Below are 16,627 nucleotides of genomic sequence, written 5' to 3'. Positions count from 1 at the left end.
GGCCCGCTCATGCCGGGATTCCCGCGGCTTCGACGATCGCGACGAGGTCGCCGAAGGTCCGGCAGCCGAGCAGTCCCTCGGTGCTGACAACGATCCCGAGCCGTTCCTCGATGGCCACGACACCCATGGTGAAGGCGATCGAATCGAACCCGAGGTCCGCGATCAGGCCGGCGTCGTCGTGTACCCGTTCCGGCGCGATCGACATCTCCTCACTCAGCATCCGTGTCAGTTCCGAGCGAATGTCGCGGTTCATCGGTGTTGTCCTTTCATCGGCACCCGGTCGAGTGCGTGGTCGAGCAGTGCGGCCACCTCGGCGACGTGCGGCGGCCGCATCATCGACAGGTGGTCGCCGGGGATTTCGATCACCTCGAAGGCGTCGCGGGCCAGCGGCCGCCAGCCGTTGGCCGGATCGTGGAAACTGCTGCCGGTCTGCCGGTGCACGGCGGCCAGCATCGTGGGCATCTCCCCGTGCGCGCGCATCAGCACCAGATCGCGGTCCAGCGGAGCGGGCCGGTAGCCGACCATCGCGTCGAAGTTCGCGCAGAACACCGCGTACAGCCGGCGGATCAGTTGCGCCGCACCGTGTTCGGAGATGATTCCGGCCGCGATGGTCTGTGCCAGCAGGACGTCGAACAGCTCCTCGTCGGTGGCGGCGGGCCATTCGAGCTCGGTCAGGTTCCCGTCCGCGTGCCAGAGCAGTTCACCGAAGAACCATGCGATCCGGTCGCGCTCGCTGATCGCGGTGGCGTTGTCCGCCAGCGTCATGGTGTCGAGCAGGACGACGCGCACCTCGCAGCCCGCGGGCAGTTGCCGAGCCATCTCGAAGGCGACGTGGCCGCCGAAGGACCAGCCCGCCAGCAGATACGGGCCCTCCGGCCGGATGCGGCGGATCGCCGCCAGATACGCGGCGGCCAGCCCCTCGACCGTGGCCACCGGCTCGGTGCCCGGATCGGAGCCCGCGGCGCGCAATCCGTAGACCGGCCGGTCCCCGGGCAGCAGGCGGGCGAGATCCAGGTAGCACAGCACCGACCCCCCGATCGGGTGGACCAGGAACAGCGGTGCGTCGGATCCGCCCGTACGCAGCGGGACCAGCGGGTCGTACACCGCGGCGGTATCGCCCGAACGCACGAGCACGGCCAGTGCGGCGGCCGTAGGCGCGGCGGCGAAGGTTTCGAGCGGAACGTGGACGCCCCATCGCTTGGCCACGGTGAGCATGACCCGCATCGCGCCGATCGATGTTCCGCCGGCATCGAAAAAGTCGGTATCGGCGGCGAATTCGCCGGTACCGGCACATTCGGCAAGGATCGCGGCCATGGCGCGCTCCTCGGCGTCCGCCGGGGCGCGACCCTGCCCGGTCGGCGCGGTGGTGCTCTCGGCGGCGGCCATCGCGCGCAGTGCCGCGTCGTCGCGCTTCCCGCTCGGCGTCACCGGCAGGGAGTTCAGCCGATAGACCCGGGTGGGCACCATGTACGCGGGCAGTACGCCGCGCAAGCGACTCAGCACCTCCTCGGGCCGCACATGATCGGGATGCCCGGACAGGAAGGCCGCGAGCAGGGAATCGGCTCCCCGCCGCGGCAGCGCGACGACAGCGACCTCACGCACCGCCGAACCCGATGGCAGCGCACGGATCGCGTTCTCCACCTCGGCGCATTCGACACGGAAACCGCGCACCTTGACCTGGGTGTCGTCGCGGCCCAGCCAGCGCAACCGGCCATCGGGCAGTTCGACGCCGAGATCGCCGGTGCGGTACCGGATTCCGCCGCCCTCGTCGGCGACGAAGCGCTGTGCGGTCAGCCGCGGCCTGCGCTCATAACCCTGTGCCAGACAATCGCCGGTCACGTAGATCTCGCCAACTGTGCCCGGCCGGACCGGGCGCAGCAGCGGGTCCAGCAACTGCACGCCGGTCTTCGCGATCGGCGTGCCGATGACAGGCAACAGCGGAAGTTCTTGTGCCGCAGAGGTTATCGGCTCGGCCACGGCGACATGCGTTTCGGTGGGGCCGTATTGGTTCTCCAGCGCCAAGCCGGGCACGGCGGCACACAGTGACCGGATCTCCTCGGTGATCCGCAACTGTTCACCGGAGGAGATCAGCGCGGTCAGGCCATCGGGGTAGGCGCTGGTGGCGGTGGCGGCCTCGGCCAGCGCCTGCAGGGCCACGAAGGGCAGGAACAACCTCCGCACACCGGATTCCCGGACGGCCGCCAGCAGCGCGACGGGGTCGCGGCGGTGCCGCTCCGAGAGCAGTCGCAGCGTGCCCCCTCCGACCAGCGTGGCGAAGATCTCCTGGAAAGCCACATCGAAGCCGATCGGCGCGAACTGCGCGGTGACCTCCCCGACTGCTCCGCTGGGCCGGCGATTCTGCCACTCGATCAGGTTCGTCAGAGCGCGATGCGGCATCGCTACGCCCTTCGGCTCGCCGGTCGAGCCCGAGGTGAACAGCACGTAGGCGATATCGCCGGGCCGGATCCGGGGCGGCGGTGACGGCCGTTCGGGCGGTGTCGCCGACAATATGCTTGCCGGATCCAGTATTTCGAATCCTTCGACCGCCTCGGTCGCATTGTCGGTGATCACCAGGCGGGGGCGCGCGACGGCCAGCACAGCCTGGCGTCGGGCCCGCGGATAGGCGGGGTCCACCGGCACGACCGCCGCTCCCGCACGCAGCACCCCGAGCGTCACGGCGATCAGTCCGGCGCCGCGGTCCATCTGCACCGCCACCCGGGATCCGCGCCGCACCCCGGATCCGATGAGGTTGCGGGCCACCCGATCCGCCGTCGCGGTGAGGGTTCGGTAGCTCCACGACGACTGCCCATCGGTCTCGATCAGGGCGGGGTGATCCGGTCGCACACAACCGATCGATTCCACGGCCGCGGTCACATCGCCGACGGCGACGGCCGGATCGGCGGGCGCGTCCGGCGTTCGGACCAGCGCGGTCAGGATCGCCACGAATCGGCGCGCATAGCGTTCCCGCTGCGCTCGGGTCAGAGACCCGCGGGCACTGGCGAGGTGCAGCGCCAGGCTGCCGTCGCGCGGGTCCACCAGCGCCGAGACCAGCAGGGCGAAATTCGTCTCCTCGTGAGCGGCGAAGTCACGCAGCTCGACGCTTCCCGTATCGAATGGCGCTGCGACCCTTCGATAGTCGACGTAGTTGAAGACGGCGTCGAAGATCGGCCCACCGTGGTCAGCGATCATCGACCGCATCGGATAGCGCCGGTGCCGGTGCTGACGTCGTTCCCGGCGGACCACCTCGTCGACGGTGTCGAACCACGAGCCGCCCGTGGGCGGCAGGCGCAACGGGACCGTGTTCAGGAACAGTCCCGCGCAGGTGTCCGCGCCGGACAGGCCCGGCCTGGTATGGGTGACGACACCGGTGGTCACCTCATCGATTCCCGCCAGATCTCGCAGCGTGAGGCAGTGCGCCGCCAGTAGCAGTGCCCGCACCGGTACGCGCCGATAGTGGGCCAGATCGGTGGCGCACTCGTGCAGCCACGCGGGGACGAGGGCGACCGTCGTGGCGGCGTCGATCGATTCCGGGGGCTCGTACGCCCGGCTCGACTCGAGGTGCGTCGGCGGGACCTCGGCCAGTTCATCCAGCCAGAACTGCCGCGCCGCGGGGGTGTCGCACGCTGTCTGCTCGGCTCGAATATGCTCGGCGAGAACGGAACTCGAGTAGCGATCAGGAACGGTGCGGGTACCCAGATAGTCGGCGAGCAGCTCCGCGATCAGACCGGCTACGCTCCAGCCGTCGAGAATCGCGTGGTGGAAGGCGAACACCAGCTCCACCTCGCCGGGCCGCACGCAGACTCGCATCCGGTGCAAGGGCGCGACGGCGAAATCGTAACGGGTGCCGCGCATCCGGGCGACGACGGAGTCCACGGCAGCAGTGGTCTCGACCTGCAGATCCAAGGGCACGTCCCGGTGCACCGCTTGCAGCGGGATCGAGCGGCCGGTGAGATCGAAGGTCGATCGCAGGGCCGGGTGCCGCGCCACCAACCGCGCATAGGCGTCTCGAAAGTCGCTCTCCCGCCACGGCATCGCCAACCGGTAGCGGAAGACATCGTGGTACTGCGCCGAATCAATGCGTTCCACGCTGTGGAACAGCATGCCCAGCGCGAGCGCTCCGGCTGGGAACGCGTCCTCCAGGCCGACCAGCGACGCCCTGTCGAGCAGCGGAACCAGTGTGAACGGTTCCGGGGCACGAGACCCGTCCGCCACGCTGATCGTGGTCGCCAGGTCGGCGATCGTCGGCCTGGCGAACAGCACGTCGATGTCGAGCCGTACGCCCCGGCGTTCGGCGGCGGTGCGCAGCGCGAGCGCCAGGATGGAATCGCCGCCGACGGTGAAGAAGTCGTCGTGCCTGCCCGGCAATTCGCCGCCCAGCACCTCCTGCCATGCTTCGGCGAGGGCGAGTTCGGTCTCGCCACACGGCGGTGCGGAGTCCGCACCGGGCTTCAGGGAGCGCTCCCGGCGCAATCGACGTAGCGCGCGTCGATCCGCTTTGCCATTGCGGGTCAGGGGAATATCGCGCAGCGCGACGAACTCCGACGGCACCATGTACGCCGGTAGGCGCCCGGCCAGGAACTCGGCCGCCTGTGCCGGTGTCGCCGGACCGGTGTAATACGCCACGAGTGCGCCGGTCCCGTCGCGGTGTTCGTCGACCACCACGCAGTGCGCCACGCCCGGGCAGTCGGCCAGATGATTGGTCACCTCACCGAGCGTCACGCGGTTGCCGCGCACTTTGACCTGATCGTCGAGGCGCCCCAGGTACTCCAGGGTGCCGTCGGGCAGCCACCGCGCGAGATCGCCGGTGCGATAGCGTCTTCCACCCGGAGCCGCGGGGTCGGGGACGAACGCGGCATCGGTCAGTTCGGGCCGCCGGTGGTACCCGCGTCCGACTCCGACGCCCGCGATGTTCAGCTCGCCGGGCACGCCGACCGGGCATCGGTGTCCGTCCGCCGACAACACGGTGAGGGCGATATTGTCGATCGGCCGGCCGATGGGGATTTGCCGCAGCGTGCGGGCGGCGGCCACGGGGATGTCGAACCAGGAGACGTCCACGGTGGCCTCGGTCGGCCCGTACAGGTTCACCAGCAGGATGTCCGCCCGCCCGGCGGCCGCGCACAGGTTGCCGAAGCGGCGAACCAGCGCGGGGGTCAAAGCCTCACCGCTGCAGAACACCAGGCGCAGGGACGCGGGCACCGAGGCCGTGGATTCGAGCTCGGTCAGAAACGGCCCGAGCATCGACGGCACGAAGTGCGCGACCGTGACGTGGTGTCGTTCGATGGTCCGCAGGATCGCGCGCGGATCGCGTTCGGCGCCGTCGGGCAGCACGGCGACGCTCGCGCCGACCTGCGCCCACCACAGCAGCTCCCACACCGAGACGTCGAAACTCGCCGGAGTCTTGTGCAGGATGACATCGTCGGGGGTCAGCGGATACCGCCGCTGCATCCACGCCAGCCGGTTGACCACCGAACGATGCTCGATCATCGCTCCCTTGGGGGTTCCGGTGGAGCCGGAGGTGTAGATCATGTACGCCAAATCCGTTGGGCGCACTGTTGTTTCGACAGCGGGGGCGGAATCCCCGGAGCCGCAGTCGATCAGTTCGACACCGGGCGTCGCCGGGACGAGGCCGGGGTGTCCGACAGCGAAACGCGCACCGCAGTCGGAAAGGATCGTGGTGAGCCGCGCGGGCGGTAAGCGCGGATCGACCGGAACATAGGCCGCGCCCGCTGCGAGCACGCCGTGCACGGCGATGAGCAACTCGGGGGAGCGGGGCAGCAGCACGGGCACGAACTCCTGAGCCCGAACCCCGCGCGCCCGTAGCCGGGCGGCGAGGGCGTGGACCCGTGCGAAGAAGTCCGCGTAGGTCGATTCGGCGTGCGAGCCATCGGATTTCGTCCAGCGCAGGGCCGGGGCGGCGGGTGTCGCCGCTGCCTGTCGGGCCGGCAGCCGGTCGAGCGTGGCACCCTCGTCGAAGGCGACCACGTTCGGCCCCTCGAACGAGGCCAACCGAGTTCGTTCGGACTCGGACATGATCTGCACCGCGCCCAGCGGCTGCTCCGGCGCGGTGAGCGACGCGTCGATCAGGCGCAGCACGTGCACCGCCGCGGCCGCGATCGGGAAGTCGTCGTCGAAGACGTCCTCGGCGTAGAACAGGTCGACTTCCAGCTGCCCGGAGCCCGCGTAGTCGCGTACCACGATATTGACCGCGTCGAGCGAGTAGCCGGTGGACAGCACGTCTGCCTCGTGCGGGATCGAGTCGAGCTCGCCGGACCGTATCCTGTTGTAGGACAGCGTGACATCGAACAGCGTCGGGGTCGCCCCCGTTTCGGCGCGCAGTGCGCTGGTCAATGCTCCGAATGGATACCGTTGTCGGCGTTGCAGTTCCAGCACGTCCGCGGATACTCCATCACAGACCCGCAGCAGTGGCGACGAGTCGTCGACCGCGATGTGCAGCGGCAGGATATTGCCCAGATCGCCGATCATGCGCAACTCCTCGCGGGTCTGCCGGTTGAGCAGCGCGATGCCGAGCACGATGTCGCCGTCGCGGTGCAACCTGCGCAGATAGCCCGCGACCGCCGCGGCGATGACTGTGAAGACGGTGTGACCGGTGGCGCGGACCCGGTCCGCGGCGGCGCGCTCGATGCGCAGACTGTGCCGATGACGACGGCGCTCGCGCAGTGTGCCTGATCGGGTGAACAGTGCCGGTTCGAGGCCGGACACCCGGTCCCGCAGCGCCGCGTGATCAGCGTTCCACCGCGCCGAATCGCGGTACTCGGACCAGCGGTCGGCGAAGTCCAGGTAGCTCGGTGCGGGCACGGTGTCGGCGGGTGCGCCGAAGAATTCCGAACACATTTGCGCCAGTAGTAGATTCGCTGCCCAGCCGTCGGAGACCGCGTGGTGATACTGGTAATACAGGACCCACTCGTTCTCGGCGGTCAGCACGGCGAACCGCACCAGCGGACCGCCCGGGCGCAGCGGCGTGGCGGTGGCTTCTCGCGGCCACCGCGTCGCCTCGCCGGGCCGGACACAGTCCACGACCTCGAGCGGGGTCACGGTGTCGGCCACCCACTGGACGAATTGGTCGTCGCGCTGCGCGAATCGCAGGCGTAATGCGTCATGGCGCCACTGGGCGCGTTCGACGCACTCACGCAGGCGCTCGATGTCGGCGGTGCCGGGGAAACGCAGGGACAGCGCGCCCTGCACGACCGCGAGGTCCGGATACCGTGCGCCGATCGCCACCACATCCTGCTGGTAGCCGGTCAATCCGGTGTACCGGACGCCGCGTTCCATTCCGTCCCGGGCATCGAGTCGCCGGTCGACTTCAGTCATATGCGTGTTCCTCATCGTGGGTGCGGACCCGCGTCAGCAGCATGGCGAGGGCGTCGTCGACTATCCGGCCGGCGCGCGGGGGCGACATCAGACCTTCGACATAGGTCGAATTCCACCGCAGCACACCGTGACTGGTATTGACCGCGCTGACGAGGTGTCCGATGCAGGAGATCCCGGCGGCGAACTGCGCTCCCGACAAACGCCATTCGCCCACCCGGTCGGGAAACTCGTGGCGGCCCACGTTGGTGACGCACACGTTCCACGGGCCCCGGGTGTTGATCAGGTCCACGACCCGGCCGCTGTGGGCCACCGAATCCGGGCACAGCAGCCGCAGGCCGGCTATCGCCGTCAGGTGCTGGCGGAATCGTCTGCGGCGGTTCAGGTTACGAATGACGGTGCGTGCGGTGTCCCAGAAGTGCACATCGGGCCCCACTCTCGGATGGGTGGGGACCGTGGCGACGAAGCTTCCGAGTTCCGCGTCGTCGACGGCCATCTCGGCTCGGAAGTCGATCGGCGATCCGACGGGTAGCCGCACGGTGCGTCCGGGCGTGATCTCCCGGGCCACCGCGGTAGCCAGCGCCGCGGTGATCGCGCCGTGCACGGTGACTCCGTGCTCCCGGCAAGCCGACATCAGCGCCGACAGGTCCTCCCCGCCGATCTCGCGGGTGAGCAAGCGGGTACGCCGATTCCCGGCCGGGACATGGACTTCGGCGGGCATGCGCACCGGCCTGGCGCCGACCGCGATCAGCTGATCGGCCAGCATGGACGCGGCGATTCGCACCGGGCCCCGGGCGCTTGCCGGGAGCCTGTCGTCGACAGCAGGTCCCGGCGGGCGAGATCTCGGCGGTGCGGCCGTGGCGGCCGCACGCTCGACAAGTCGCCGCAGCAACCTCAGGATGGACGTTCCGTCGCAGATCACGTGCGACATCGTCAGGATCAGCTCATGCGATTCATGCGGTGTCCCAGCGGCTTTGACGATATCTACCAGCCTGGCGAGCGTTCCCGAGGCGAGAATCGGGGTGCGCAGTTCGACGATATCCACTTCGCGAGCCGCGGCGGTGGTGTCGCGGGGGTCGGCCGTCACGGTCCGGATCGGCAGCGCGGGTTCGGCGAGCGGGACGAAGCGCGGGTTGGCGCCCTCGGCGTCGGCCGCGATGGCGACCCGTAGCAGCGGATGTTCGGCGACGACCGCGGTGGCGGCTGCGCTCAACTGTTCCGGTGTCACGCGGCCCGCGATGGTGACCCAGGCGACCACGTTCAGCGGTGAGATCGCGTCCAGGATCCAGTACCAGCGTTCGGAGTTGCTCAGCGGACGGTCGATGTCGCAGGGCGGGCGGTTCATCGGGCCCGCCGCCGTCGCAAGATAACCGGCAGGCCGTCGCGAGGGCCGAGTTCGGTGTACGACCAGGACATCTCGTAATCGGCGGGCAGTTCCCACTCGAAGGTGCGCAGCATCGTGTCCAGGGCCGCGGCCACCTTCAACAGTCCGAAATCCATGCCGATGCATTTGTGGTGCCCGCCGCCGAACGGGATCCAGGCCGCACGGTGACCGCGGTCCTCCCGCCGTTCCGGGGAGAACCGGTCGGGATCGAAGTGGTCCGGGTCCGTCCAGTACTCGGGCATCATGTGATTGACCAGCGGCGACACCGCGACCAGCGTGCCTGCCGGAATGAAATGCCCCACCAGGGCGGTGTCGGTGACCGTGCGGCGCAGTTGCGTCGGTGACGGCACGACCAGGCGGATGCTCTCGCGGATGACCCGATCCAGCAGGTGCAGGCGTTTCAGCATGGGCGCGTCCAGCTCGGACGTGCCCCGCGCGAGCGCCTCCGCGCGACAGCGGTCCTGCCACTCGGGGTGCTTGCCGAGGAAGTAGACCGCCGCCGTCAACGCGGACCCGGTCGTGTCGTGCGAGGCGAACAGCGTGTGCAGCAGGTGCATCGCGAGCTCGTCGTCGGTGAACCCGACGCCGTCGTCGTCGGTCGCGCGGCTGAGCACCGACAGGAAGTCGTCGCCGTCGCGGCGGCGGGCCGCCGGTACCGCCCGTCGGAACACGTCGAGCAGATGGCGGCGAGCCCGTAGACCCGACCACCATGTCAGGCCCGGAATTGGCAGGCGCAGTACGGCCGTCTGGGCGTCGACGAATCGCTGAATCGCCGCCATCGTCGCCAATCCGCCAGCCGAATTCGGTTGTGCCAGAAAAGGTACCGATGATACGGCGGCGGACAAGGCCCGGCTCGTGTCGCGCATGGACAGCGGATGATCGGTCGGCCAGCCGGTGATCTCGGCGGCGATCGCGCGCGTCATCGGCCGGAGGTACCCGGTGATCGCGGACTCGGTGAACGCCGCCTGGTTCATGCGGCGGTGGCGGCGGTGCTCGTCACCGTCCATCCGGGTCAGCCCGCCCAGGAACAGTGGGTCCAGCAGGTTCCAGCCGGTCTCGAAAGCCTTGTCCCGGTTGGTCAGCACGGCGTGCGCGGCGTCGCCACCCGCCGCCGTCACCAGTTCGACGCCCAGGCCGCCGAACCACGACACCGGCCCGAAGCGCCGATACATGGCCAGCTGCAGCGCCGGGCCGTAGCGCACGAACGCCGGAAGCATGCCGAGGATCGGCACTCCCCGTGCGCCTGGGACCGGTGCGAGGCCGCTACCGGACGGCGGCTCGGCCAATACCGCGGGGCGCCAGGGAATGCGGGCGAGCAGGCGATCGAACGCATCTCGACGGGGGATCTCGGAGAGATTGTGGTGGGAGGTGCCGGGAGCGGATCGGGTCGACACGGTCACTCGCGTTCGGCCGCCAGCGCGCTGGTCTTCAGACCGAGATTTCTCATGACCGCCCGGTCGAGCAACCATTCGGGCACGAGCCGTACCGCCGGTCCCATCATCGCGGAGTCGGGCCCGACGCGGTAGCGCAGCCGGGGCCGGCGCGCGGTCAGCGCGTGTTCCACGGCGCGGGCGACGTCCTCGGGACTGGTCCGGCTCGACATGGCCCGGGAATTGTTCTCCGACAAAAACTTCCGAAAGGCCGTGCGATACAGCTCGGGTTCGGTGGCCACCTCGGCGTGTTCGGCGATCTTGTCCCAGATCGGTGTACGCACCGCCCCCGGCTCCACTTGTGAGACCGTCACACCGGCCGGCGCCAGCTCCCGTCGCAACGCATCGGCCATGCCCCGCTTACCGAACTGCGAGGCCGCGTACATCCCCAGGAACGGCGGCGCGACCCACCCGACGCCCGAACCGATCATGACGATCCGGCCCCGGATCGGGGTCTTCCCACCGGGGGCGGCGGCCCGCAGCAAGGGCAGGAAGGCCTGGGTCACCGCCGCCACGCCGACCACATTGACCTCGAGCTCGGCACGGAAGTCATCGATGTCCGCGCATTCCAGCGGCGCGGCCAGGCAGGTGCCCGCGTTGTTCACCAGCCCCGTCAGCCCGCCGGGGCCGACGCATTCATGAATCTCCTTCCGCGCGAGCGTGATCGAATCCGCTGATGTCACATCCAGCTGTACCGGTCGCAGCGCGGTTCCGGCCGCGTCGCGCCGCAGCCGCGTCGCGCTTTCCGCGGTGCGCACGCCCGCGAAGACGACCCATCCGTTCGAGGCCAGGCGCAATGCCGCCGCCCGGCCTAATCCGGAGGACGAACCGGTAACCAGCACCGCCCCCTTCTCGCCTGCCATCCGCTGCCTTCCTCCCTGGCAGTCGTGGAAACGACCGCCGTGTAGCCGAGGACGCTAGGCAGCAGCGGTTAAGGATCGAGCACAGCGACCCCAATGCTCGACGGCCCCGGGTCGCGATCCAGGGCCGTCGACCAGCACCGCCTCGTCACCGCATCCCATCGCGCGAACAGCGACGTCCGGCCTGTCCACCAGCACGGCTCGGTTCGTATGCTGGTACGTCAGGTCCACTGAATTCTTTGGCCATAGCGCTGTGCTATGGCCATTTTTCGTGTCCGTGGACGCGGATCTATCCCTTTGCTGCTGACACCGTCAATGCCTTGATCGTCGTGCGGTCGATCGGATCCGGGCTCGGCCTTCTGGCCTGGACTTTCTTCCTGCCGATCCGTGGCCGGTGACGACATCTGTCCCCCTACTCCCTTGTGGGGCATGGAGATTGAAGCCCCTTCTCTCCGGGCGTCGGACGGGGAGAGGCAATCTCAGGCTAGGCGCGGGAGTCGGAGTCCCTTCTCGCCCAGCCTGCTTCGTGGGCTTCGACTCTGCCCGCGGCGATCGCTTCGGTGAGTTGGGCGTGGTCTCGGGCGTTCTGGTCGGCATAGGCGGTGGCGAAGGCGACGAGCGCGGCGTCGGTGCGGGCGGTACGACCGAGGTAGTCGGCGATCATCGTCGCGTCCCCGGATCGGGCGTGCGCCCGGGCCAGGACCCGCGCGCAGGCGGTCGCGAATTGTTCCAGCTGAGGCGCGACCAACGCGCCGTCGGCGGTGATCTTCATGTCGCGGAACTGGCGTACGTAGAAGTCCAGGCCGTCGACACGGGTCCATCCCAGGAACTTGTCGGTCGTCGACTGCAGCATCCGCTGGCCGTGTGCCACCCGGGAACCGTGGTTGCGGTACCGGCTCGGTGTCAGGAAGTCCTCGTACACCGATCGACCCGCCTGCTTGACCTGGAGGAAGAACGGATCACCGGTGCGTCGTTCCTCGAGCAACGCCAGATAGACCCGCATGCCGACACTGCCGACGCCCACCACCTGCCGCGCCACATCCACCACCCGGTATCGAGTCAGCAATGACCAGATGTGATCGGGCACCGACTCGGCATAATCGTGGACGACCTCGCCGACCAGGCGGCGCTGGTCGGCGCCGACGGCCACCCGGAACGGCGGCAGTTCGGTGATACACCGGCGGCCGTCGCGGATCTCGGTGAACTTGGCGAACGCGCCCCGGCTGGTCCGTTTGCGGGTACCGCGTTCGATCACCTTGCGTGCCGACCGTTGGGCGCGGGGGCCGAAGTAGCCGAGGAAGTCCTCGGCGTCGACCCGCTCGTACCAGATGTCGATCTCAGGGGTACGCGAATAGCCGGCCATCGCGGCCCGATAGCTCGCCGACGCCGCGGCCACCGCGGCGGCCGCCCGGTCCTCGGACACTGCATTGTCCCGCGCGAGCACCACCACCGAGGCGACCAGTCGCAGCAGATCCCACTCGAACGGGCCTGGCAGAGTTTCGTCGAAATCGCGCAGATCGAACACGAGGTTCCGTTCGGGTGAGGCCCACATGCCGAAGTTGAGGATGTGCGCATCCCCGCACAGTTGCACCTCGATGCCGGTGTGTGGGCGTGAGGCCAGGTCAGCGGCCATCACCGCCGCGGCCCCGCGGTAGTAGGTCCACGGCGAGGCGGCCATTCGCGCGATCCGGATCGGCACCAGATCGGGAGCGCGCAGGTCGTTCTGTGCCAGGATCGTGGCCAGCGCGTCATGGCCGCGCGCTTCCGGGTCCCACTCTCCCAACGCCGGCCGCGGCACGATCTTGCGGGAATCCCGCCCTCGCCCACTGCGTTCCGGCCGGGCAACGCTCGCGCGCGGCGTCAGGGGAGAGCTGAGCTCATCGGTCATCGGCGGGACTCTCTCTGCTCGGGTGCCATGGGAACGACACGCGCGTGAGAGGAACCCAGCCCGATGTCGTGCTCGTCGGTGCGCGAGGCCGACCAGTCACCGAGGTTCGTTCCCGGCCCAGTCGGCATCGATAGGTGAGCAGTGGGCCGGTGGCCTGCGCGCCGGTCCGGTGACACCGGAATCAGCTCAGCGCCTTGGCTTTCAGCCGATCGAACTCGGCCTGGGTGAGGGTGCCTTCGTCGAGTAGCTTCTTGGCGTCGGCGATCTGGGCGGACGGGTTGGTGCCGGCCGTCTCCCGGATGTAGGTCTCCTGCGCCTCCCGGACCCGATCCTGTGCGGCGGCCGAGCGCTGTGCCATCCCGCCGCCGCGCACGATCAGATACACGAGTGAGGTGATCAGCGGGAGCACGAACAGGAACAGCACCCACAGCGCCTTCACCCAGCCCGAGGTGTCCCGATCGCGGAAAAGATCGGAAATGATGGTGAACAGCAGGATCAGGTAGGCCGCGAACGCGAAGCTCATGATGATCAGCCAGAAAACATCCCATACCGGCATCGGTTTCTCCTCATCTTCCTGCGCTGTCGAATCGGACTCCGGAAAGCGTTCTCCACTGGTCTCGATGGGCCGGGCTTGGTGGGGTGGTCGGCCGCGGCTACGGCGGCGGGGATCCGGATCGTCGGTGGCGCCGAGGCGGTTCCGGCTGTCGTCGAACGTTCTCCGGATCTTGACACGGGGAGACGAAGGTATCCAACAATTTGCTGCACCCTGATCGGTGGTGGTACCCGCCAGTATCGGGCTCGTGGCGAACCTAGCCGATTCTCGCTGAACTCCACGTTCAAGGCGACCAACGAGGAGACCGTCGCGCCAGCGAAGCAGGTCCCTGACCGAAATAGCGGGTCAGCGGCCTTCTTGCGGTGCACCGTCAGGGACTCGAACCCTGAACTCGCTGATGGAGATTTCCGGTCGATGGATGTTGTGCCGACATGTAACTCGGCTCTTCGGTCTGAGCTGGGTTCGATGGCCGCGATGCGGCGAGGCCCCAGCGTGGCCGGGTTGACGAGAGGCCCGGTGCCACGCAGGATCGATCGTGAGATGGGCGATTCATGCTGGTAGGGCTATTGGGTCCGGTGATGGTGGAGGCCGCGGACGGGACGAGGGAGTCGGTCGGGGGGCCGCGGGTGCGGGCATTGCTGGGGTTGCTGGCGCTCGAAGCCGGGCGAGTGGTGCCGGTGGCCCGACTGGTGGACGGGGTGTGGGGGGAGGACCCGCCGGCTGGGACCGGGAATGCGTTGCAGACCTTGGCGAGTCGGTTGCGTGCGGCGGTGCCGGGGGCGGTGCGGAATGACGGGGGCGGGTATGTGCTCGAACTCGCGGCGGAGGACGTCGATGTGCATCGGTTCACACGTGAGATCGAGGCGGGGCGGGCATTGCTCGCGGCCGGTGAATCCGAAAGAGCCATCGCGTGTTTCGATGCCGCACTCGCGTTGTGGCGCGGGGAGCCGTTGATCGATGTGGGGGAATCGGAGGTATTGCGCGCCGCGGCACTGCGATTGACCGAACAGCGGCTCGAAGCAGTCGAACTGCGAGCGGACGCCTTGCGAGCCTTGGGCCGAGGCGGCGAGGTATTGCGTGAACTCCGTACGGAAGTTGCGGTACATCCCTTCCGCGAGACGCTGGCCGCACGACTGGTGCGGGCGCTGGCGGCAGTGGGACGAACATCCGAGGCGATACAGCAGTTTCAACGCACCGAGGCCCTGCTACGGGAGGAGCTCGGCGCGCCGCCCGCCGAGGTACTGCGCTCAGCTCTGGCCGAAATTCACACCAACGCAATTGATCCCGCAGTCGACCGACCTGCCTTCGAAACGACGCGCGGATCGGTTGGTACGGGAGTTGCGGCAGCATCCCGAACCACCGGGACATCGAAGGTGCCCGTGCCGCTGCTGCCCCGGCGGCACTCCAGCTTCGTCGGACGCGGACACGACGTGGCAGGAGTGCGGCGGGCGTTGCGCGAGGCGCGACTGTACTGGCTGCTGCGCGGGTTGCACGGCGACATCTCCGAACGCCGCCGCGAGGTCCTCGCTCTGCTCGGCGACACACCGCCACCGGAGTGCACCGGGGCCTATCTGGCCTGCCGGTACGCCGAGGAGCTGCCGGCGACTTCACCAACATCTGGTGGGGCCAAATCCGCGAGAACACGGGGCAATTCGAGCGGCTGACCCGCTTGCCTCGCCGAGGATCGGCCCCCGCACCCGATGTTCGTGCTCATCCTGGCGCTGCGTGACCTGCTCGGCGACGACGACAGCCTGTTGACCGCGTGCACCATTTCCCACGATCCATGGCTGCGCGGAAATGCGCTGATAGCACGAGGTTTCGATGAACTGGGCGGCGACCATCCGGCCCGCGCCCTGCCCACCCTGGAGGCGGCGCTGACCTGCCTCAGCGCACACGGTGACGCCCGGTCACACAGCCGCGCCCTGATCTCCCTGGCCAGCTACCGGACCCGGATGCTCGGCCTGGACAGCGCACGCCCGCTGATCGCGAGCGCGCTGGAACTGCTCAGCGCCGACCTGGGCGCCGGTGAGCGCATGGGCGTGCTGCTCTTCGCGGCGGAGATGTACCTGGTCGGCGGCGATACCGACAGCGCGGCAATCTATCTCGATCGGGCCGAGACGCTGATCACCCCGCATATCATCCCCGCACCCGCGCGCTTCCTGGCGGCGACGAAGGCGCACCTGGCGCACCTGCGCGGCGACAACGACCGCGCGATGGAACTGTTCCGGCGGATGTCCGAGCATCCGCTCCCCGCCGCCCCGCCACCCGCCGGACGCCACGACACCGTCCGTTTCGTGAACCTGGTGTTCGTGAGTACCGCGCACGCGGCGACCCTGGTCACGGCCGGTCGGCCGGACGACGCGCTGCGCGAGCTGGCCATGCCCCGCGATCTGGCGGCCCAGACCTCGGCGGCGCTGCTGGCCGAGGTCGGAATCGGTTACGCCCTGGTCGCTCTGGCGAAGGGCGCCGCGGGGCGCGCGGCCCGCATTCTCGGCGCCACCGACCGGATCAACCGGAGGGCCGGGGTGATCCGCATCGGCCCGTTCCGCCGGCGGGCGCTCGACCAGGCGGAAGTAGCGCTCGGGCCGGTGCGGCTGGGCGCGGAATTCCTCGCTGGCGCCCGGCTTCCGGACGAGGCGGTGCTCGAATTGCTGCGTACCGTTCGCTGACAACGGCTGTCAGCGAACGGTACGAGCCGCACCGGATGCTCGGGACGCGTATCCCACCGATCCAGGAGTGTTCATGTCCGTTCCCCCGAACACGGAATCAATTGTTTCCGTCCGTGGTTCTCGCCGGCTCGGCGAACGTCTCGGCACGGCCGGCGCCGTACTCGGAGCCGGGTTCATCATGTCCGTCGGCGGCGGCTATCTGCTCGCCCCGCAGCGCATGGCCCCGGAGTTCGGCTTCACCGAGTGGCCGCGCGGTGAAGCCGACGGCTTCCTGAACATCAAAGGCGTCCGCGATGTGGTCACCGGCCTGATCGTGCTCGCCCTGCTCGCGGCCGGGCAGCGCCGCGCCGTCGGCGTCAGCCTGCTGACCATCGCCCTCATCCCGACCGGCGACATGCTCACCATCCTGGTGCGCCGCGGCTCCACCGCCACCGCCCTGAATGTGCACGGTCTCACCGCCGCCCTGGTGGCCGCCACCGGCGCGCTGCTGCTGCGTCGTGAAAACCGGTGAGCGCCC

Annotated in this window: 10 protein-coding genes; 3 read left to right on the top strand and 7 right to left on the bottom strand. The window is 69.0% G+C overall.

Going from position 1 to position 16,627, the window contains the following annotated elements; translation table 11 throughout:
• Positions 1–7: 7 nt before the first annotated feature.
• The 7 genes from ON33_RS42305 to ON33_RS20890 form a co-directional block, all read right to left on the bottom strand.
• Positions 8–253, bottom strand: coding sequence for an acyl carrier protein (locus ON33_RS42305; protein ID WP_040860728.1), 246 nt, complete (start codon positions 251–253; stop codon positions 8–10).
• Positions 250–7,329, bottom strand: a complete 7,080-nt coding sequence (locus ON33_RS20915) for a non-ribosomal peptide synthetase (protein ID WP_169336824.1) — start codon at positions 7,327–7,329, stop codon at positions 250–252. Before ON33_RS20915 ends, ON33_RS42305 begins: the two co-directional genes overlap by 4 nt.
• A complete protein-coding gene (locus ON33_RS20910; protein WP_051152561.1) occupies positions 7,322–8,671 on the bottom strand; it encodes a phthiocerol/phthiodiolone dimycocerosyl transferase family protein in 1,350 nt (449 codons plus the stop codon). The genes ON33_RS20915 and ON33_RS20910 overlap by 8 nt, the downstream gene beginning before the upstream one ends.
• On the bottom strand, positions 8,668–10,104 hold the full coding sequence (locus tag ON33_RS20905) for a cytochrome P450 (protein ID WP_157184636.1): 1,437 nt from the start codon (positions 10,102–10,104) through the stop codon (positions 8,668–8,670). Before ON33_RS20905 ends, ON33_RS20910 begins: the two co-directional genes overlap by 4 nt.
• Before the next feature lie 2 nt (positions 10,105–10,106).
• Positions 10,107–11,003, bottom strand: a complete 897-nt coding sequence (locus tag ON33_RS20900) for an SDR family oxidoreductase (protein WP_040860726.1) — start codon at positions 11,001–11,003, stop codon at positions 10,107–10,109.
• 481 nt (positions 11,004–11,484) lie between these two features.
• Positions 11,485–12,888, bottom strand: coding sequence for a DUF2252 domain-containing protein (locus ON33_RS20895; RefSeq protein WP_040860725.1), 1,404 nt, complete (start codon positions 12,886–12,888; stop codon positions 11,485–11,487).
• A gap of 181 nt (positions 12,889–13,069) precedes the next feature.
• A complete protein-coding gene (locus tag ON33_RS20890; RefSeq protein ID WP_040860724.1) occupies positions 13,070–13,444 on the bottom strand; it encodes an SHOCT domain-containing protein in 375 nt (124 codons plus the stop codon).
• A 548-nt stretch (positions 13,445–13,992) separates the two neighbouring features.
• On the opposite strand from ON33_RS20890, the gene ON33_RS20885 reads away from it, so the two are divergent.
• The 3 genes from ON33_RS20885 (at position 13,993) to ON33_RS20875 (ending at position 16,621) form a co-directional block, all read left to right on the top strand.
• The gene (locus ON33_RS20885; RefSeq protein WP_083869149.1) at positions 13,993–15,105 is read left to right on the top strand and encodes an AfsR/SARP family transcriptional regulator; all 1,113 of its coding nucleotides are present in this window, start codon (positions 13,993–13,995) and stop codon (positions 15,103–15,105) included.
• A gap of 36 nt (positions 15,106–15,141) precedes the next feature.
• Positions 15,142–16,110, top strand: coding sequence for a hypothetical protein (locus ON33_RS20880; protein WP_040860722.1), 969 nt, complete (start codon positions 15,142–15,144; stop codon positions 16,108–16,110).
• A gap of 73 nt (positions 16,111–16,183) precedes the next feature.
• Positions 16,184–16,621, top strand: coding sequence for a DUF4267 domain-containing protein (locus ON33_RS20875; RefSeq protein WP_083869190.1), 438 nt, complete (start codon positions 16,184–16,186; stop codon positions 16,619–16,621).
• Positions 16,622–16,627 lie beyond the last annotated feature (6 nt).

Source organism: Nocardia niigatensis NBRC 100131 (assembly GCF_000308655.1).
GTDB classification, from domain to species: Bacteria; Actinomycetota; Actinomycetes; order Mycobacteriales; family Mycobacteriaceae; genus Nocardia; species Nocardia niigatensis.
Note: the sequence above shows the minus strand (reverse complement) of the source record. Positions and strands in the feature narration are given on the sequence as shown.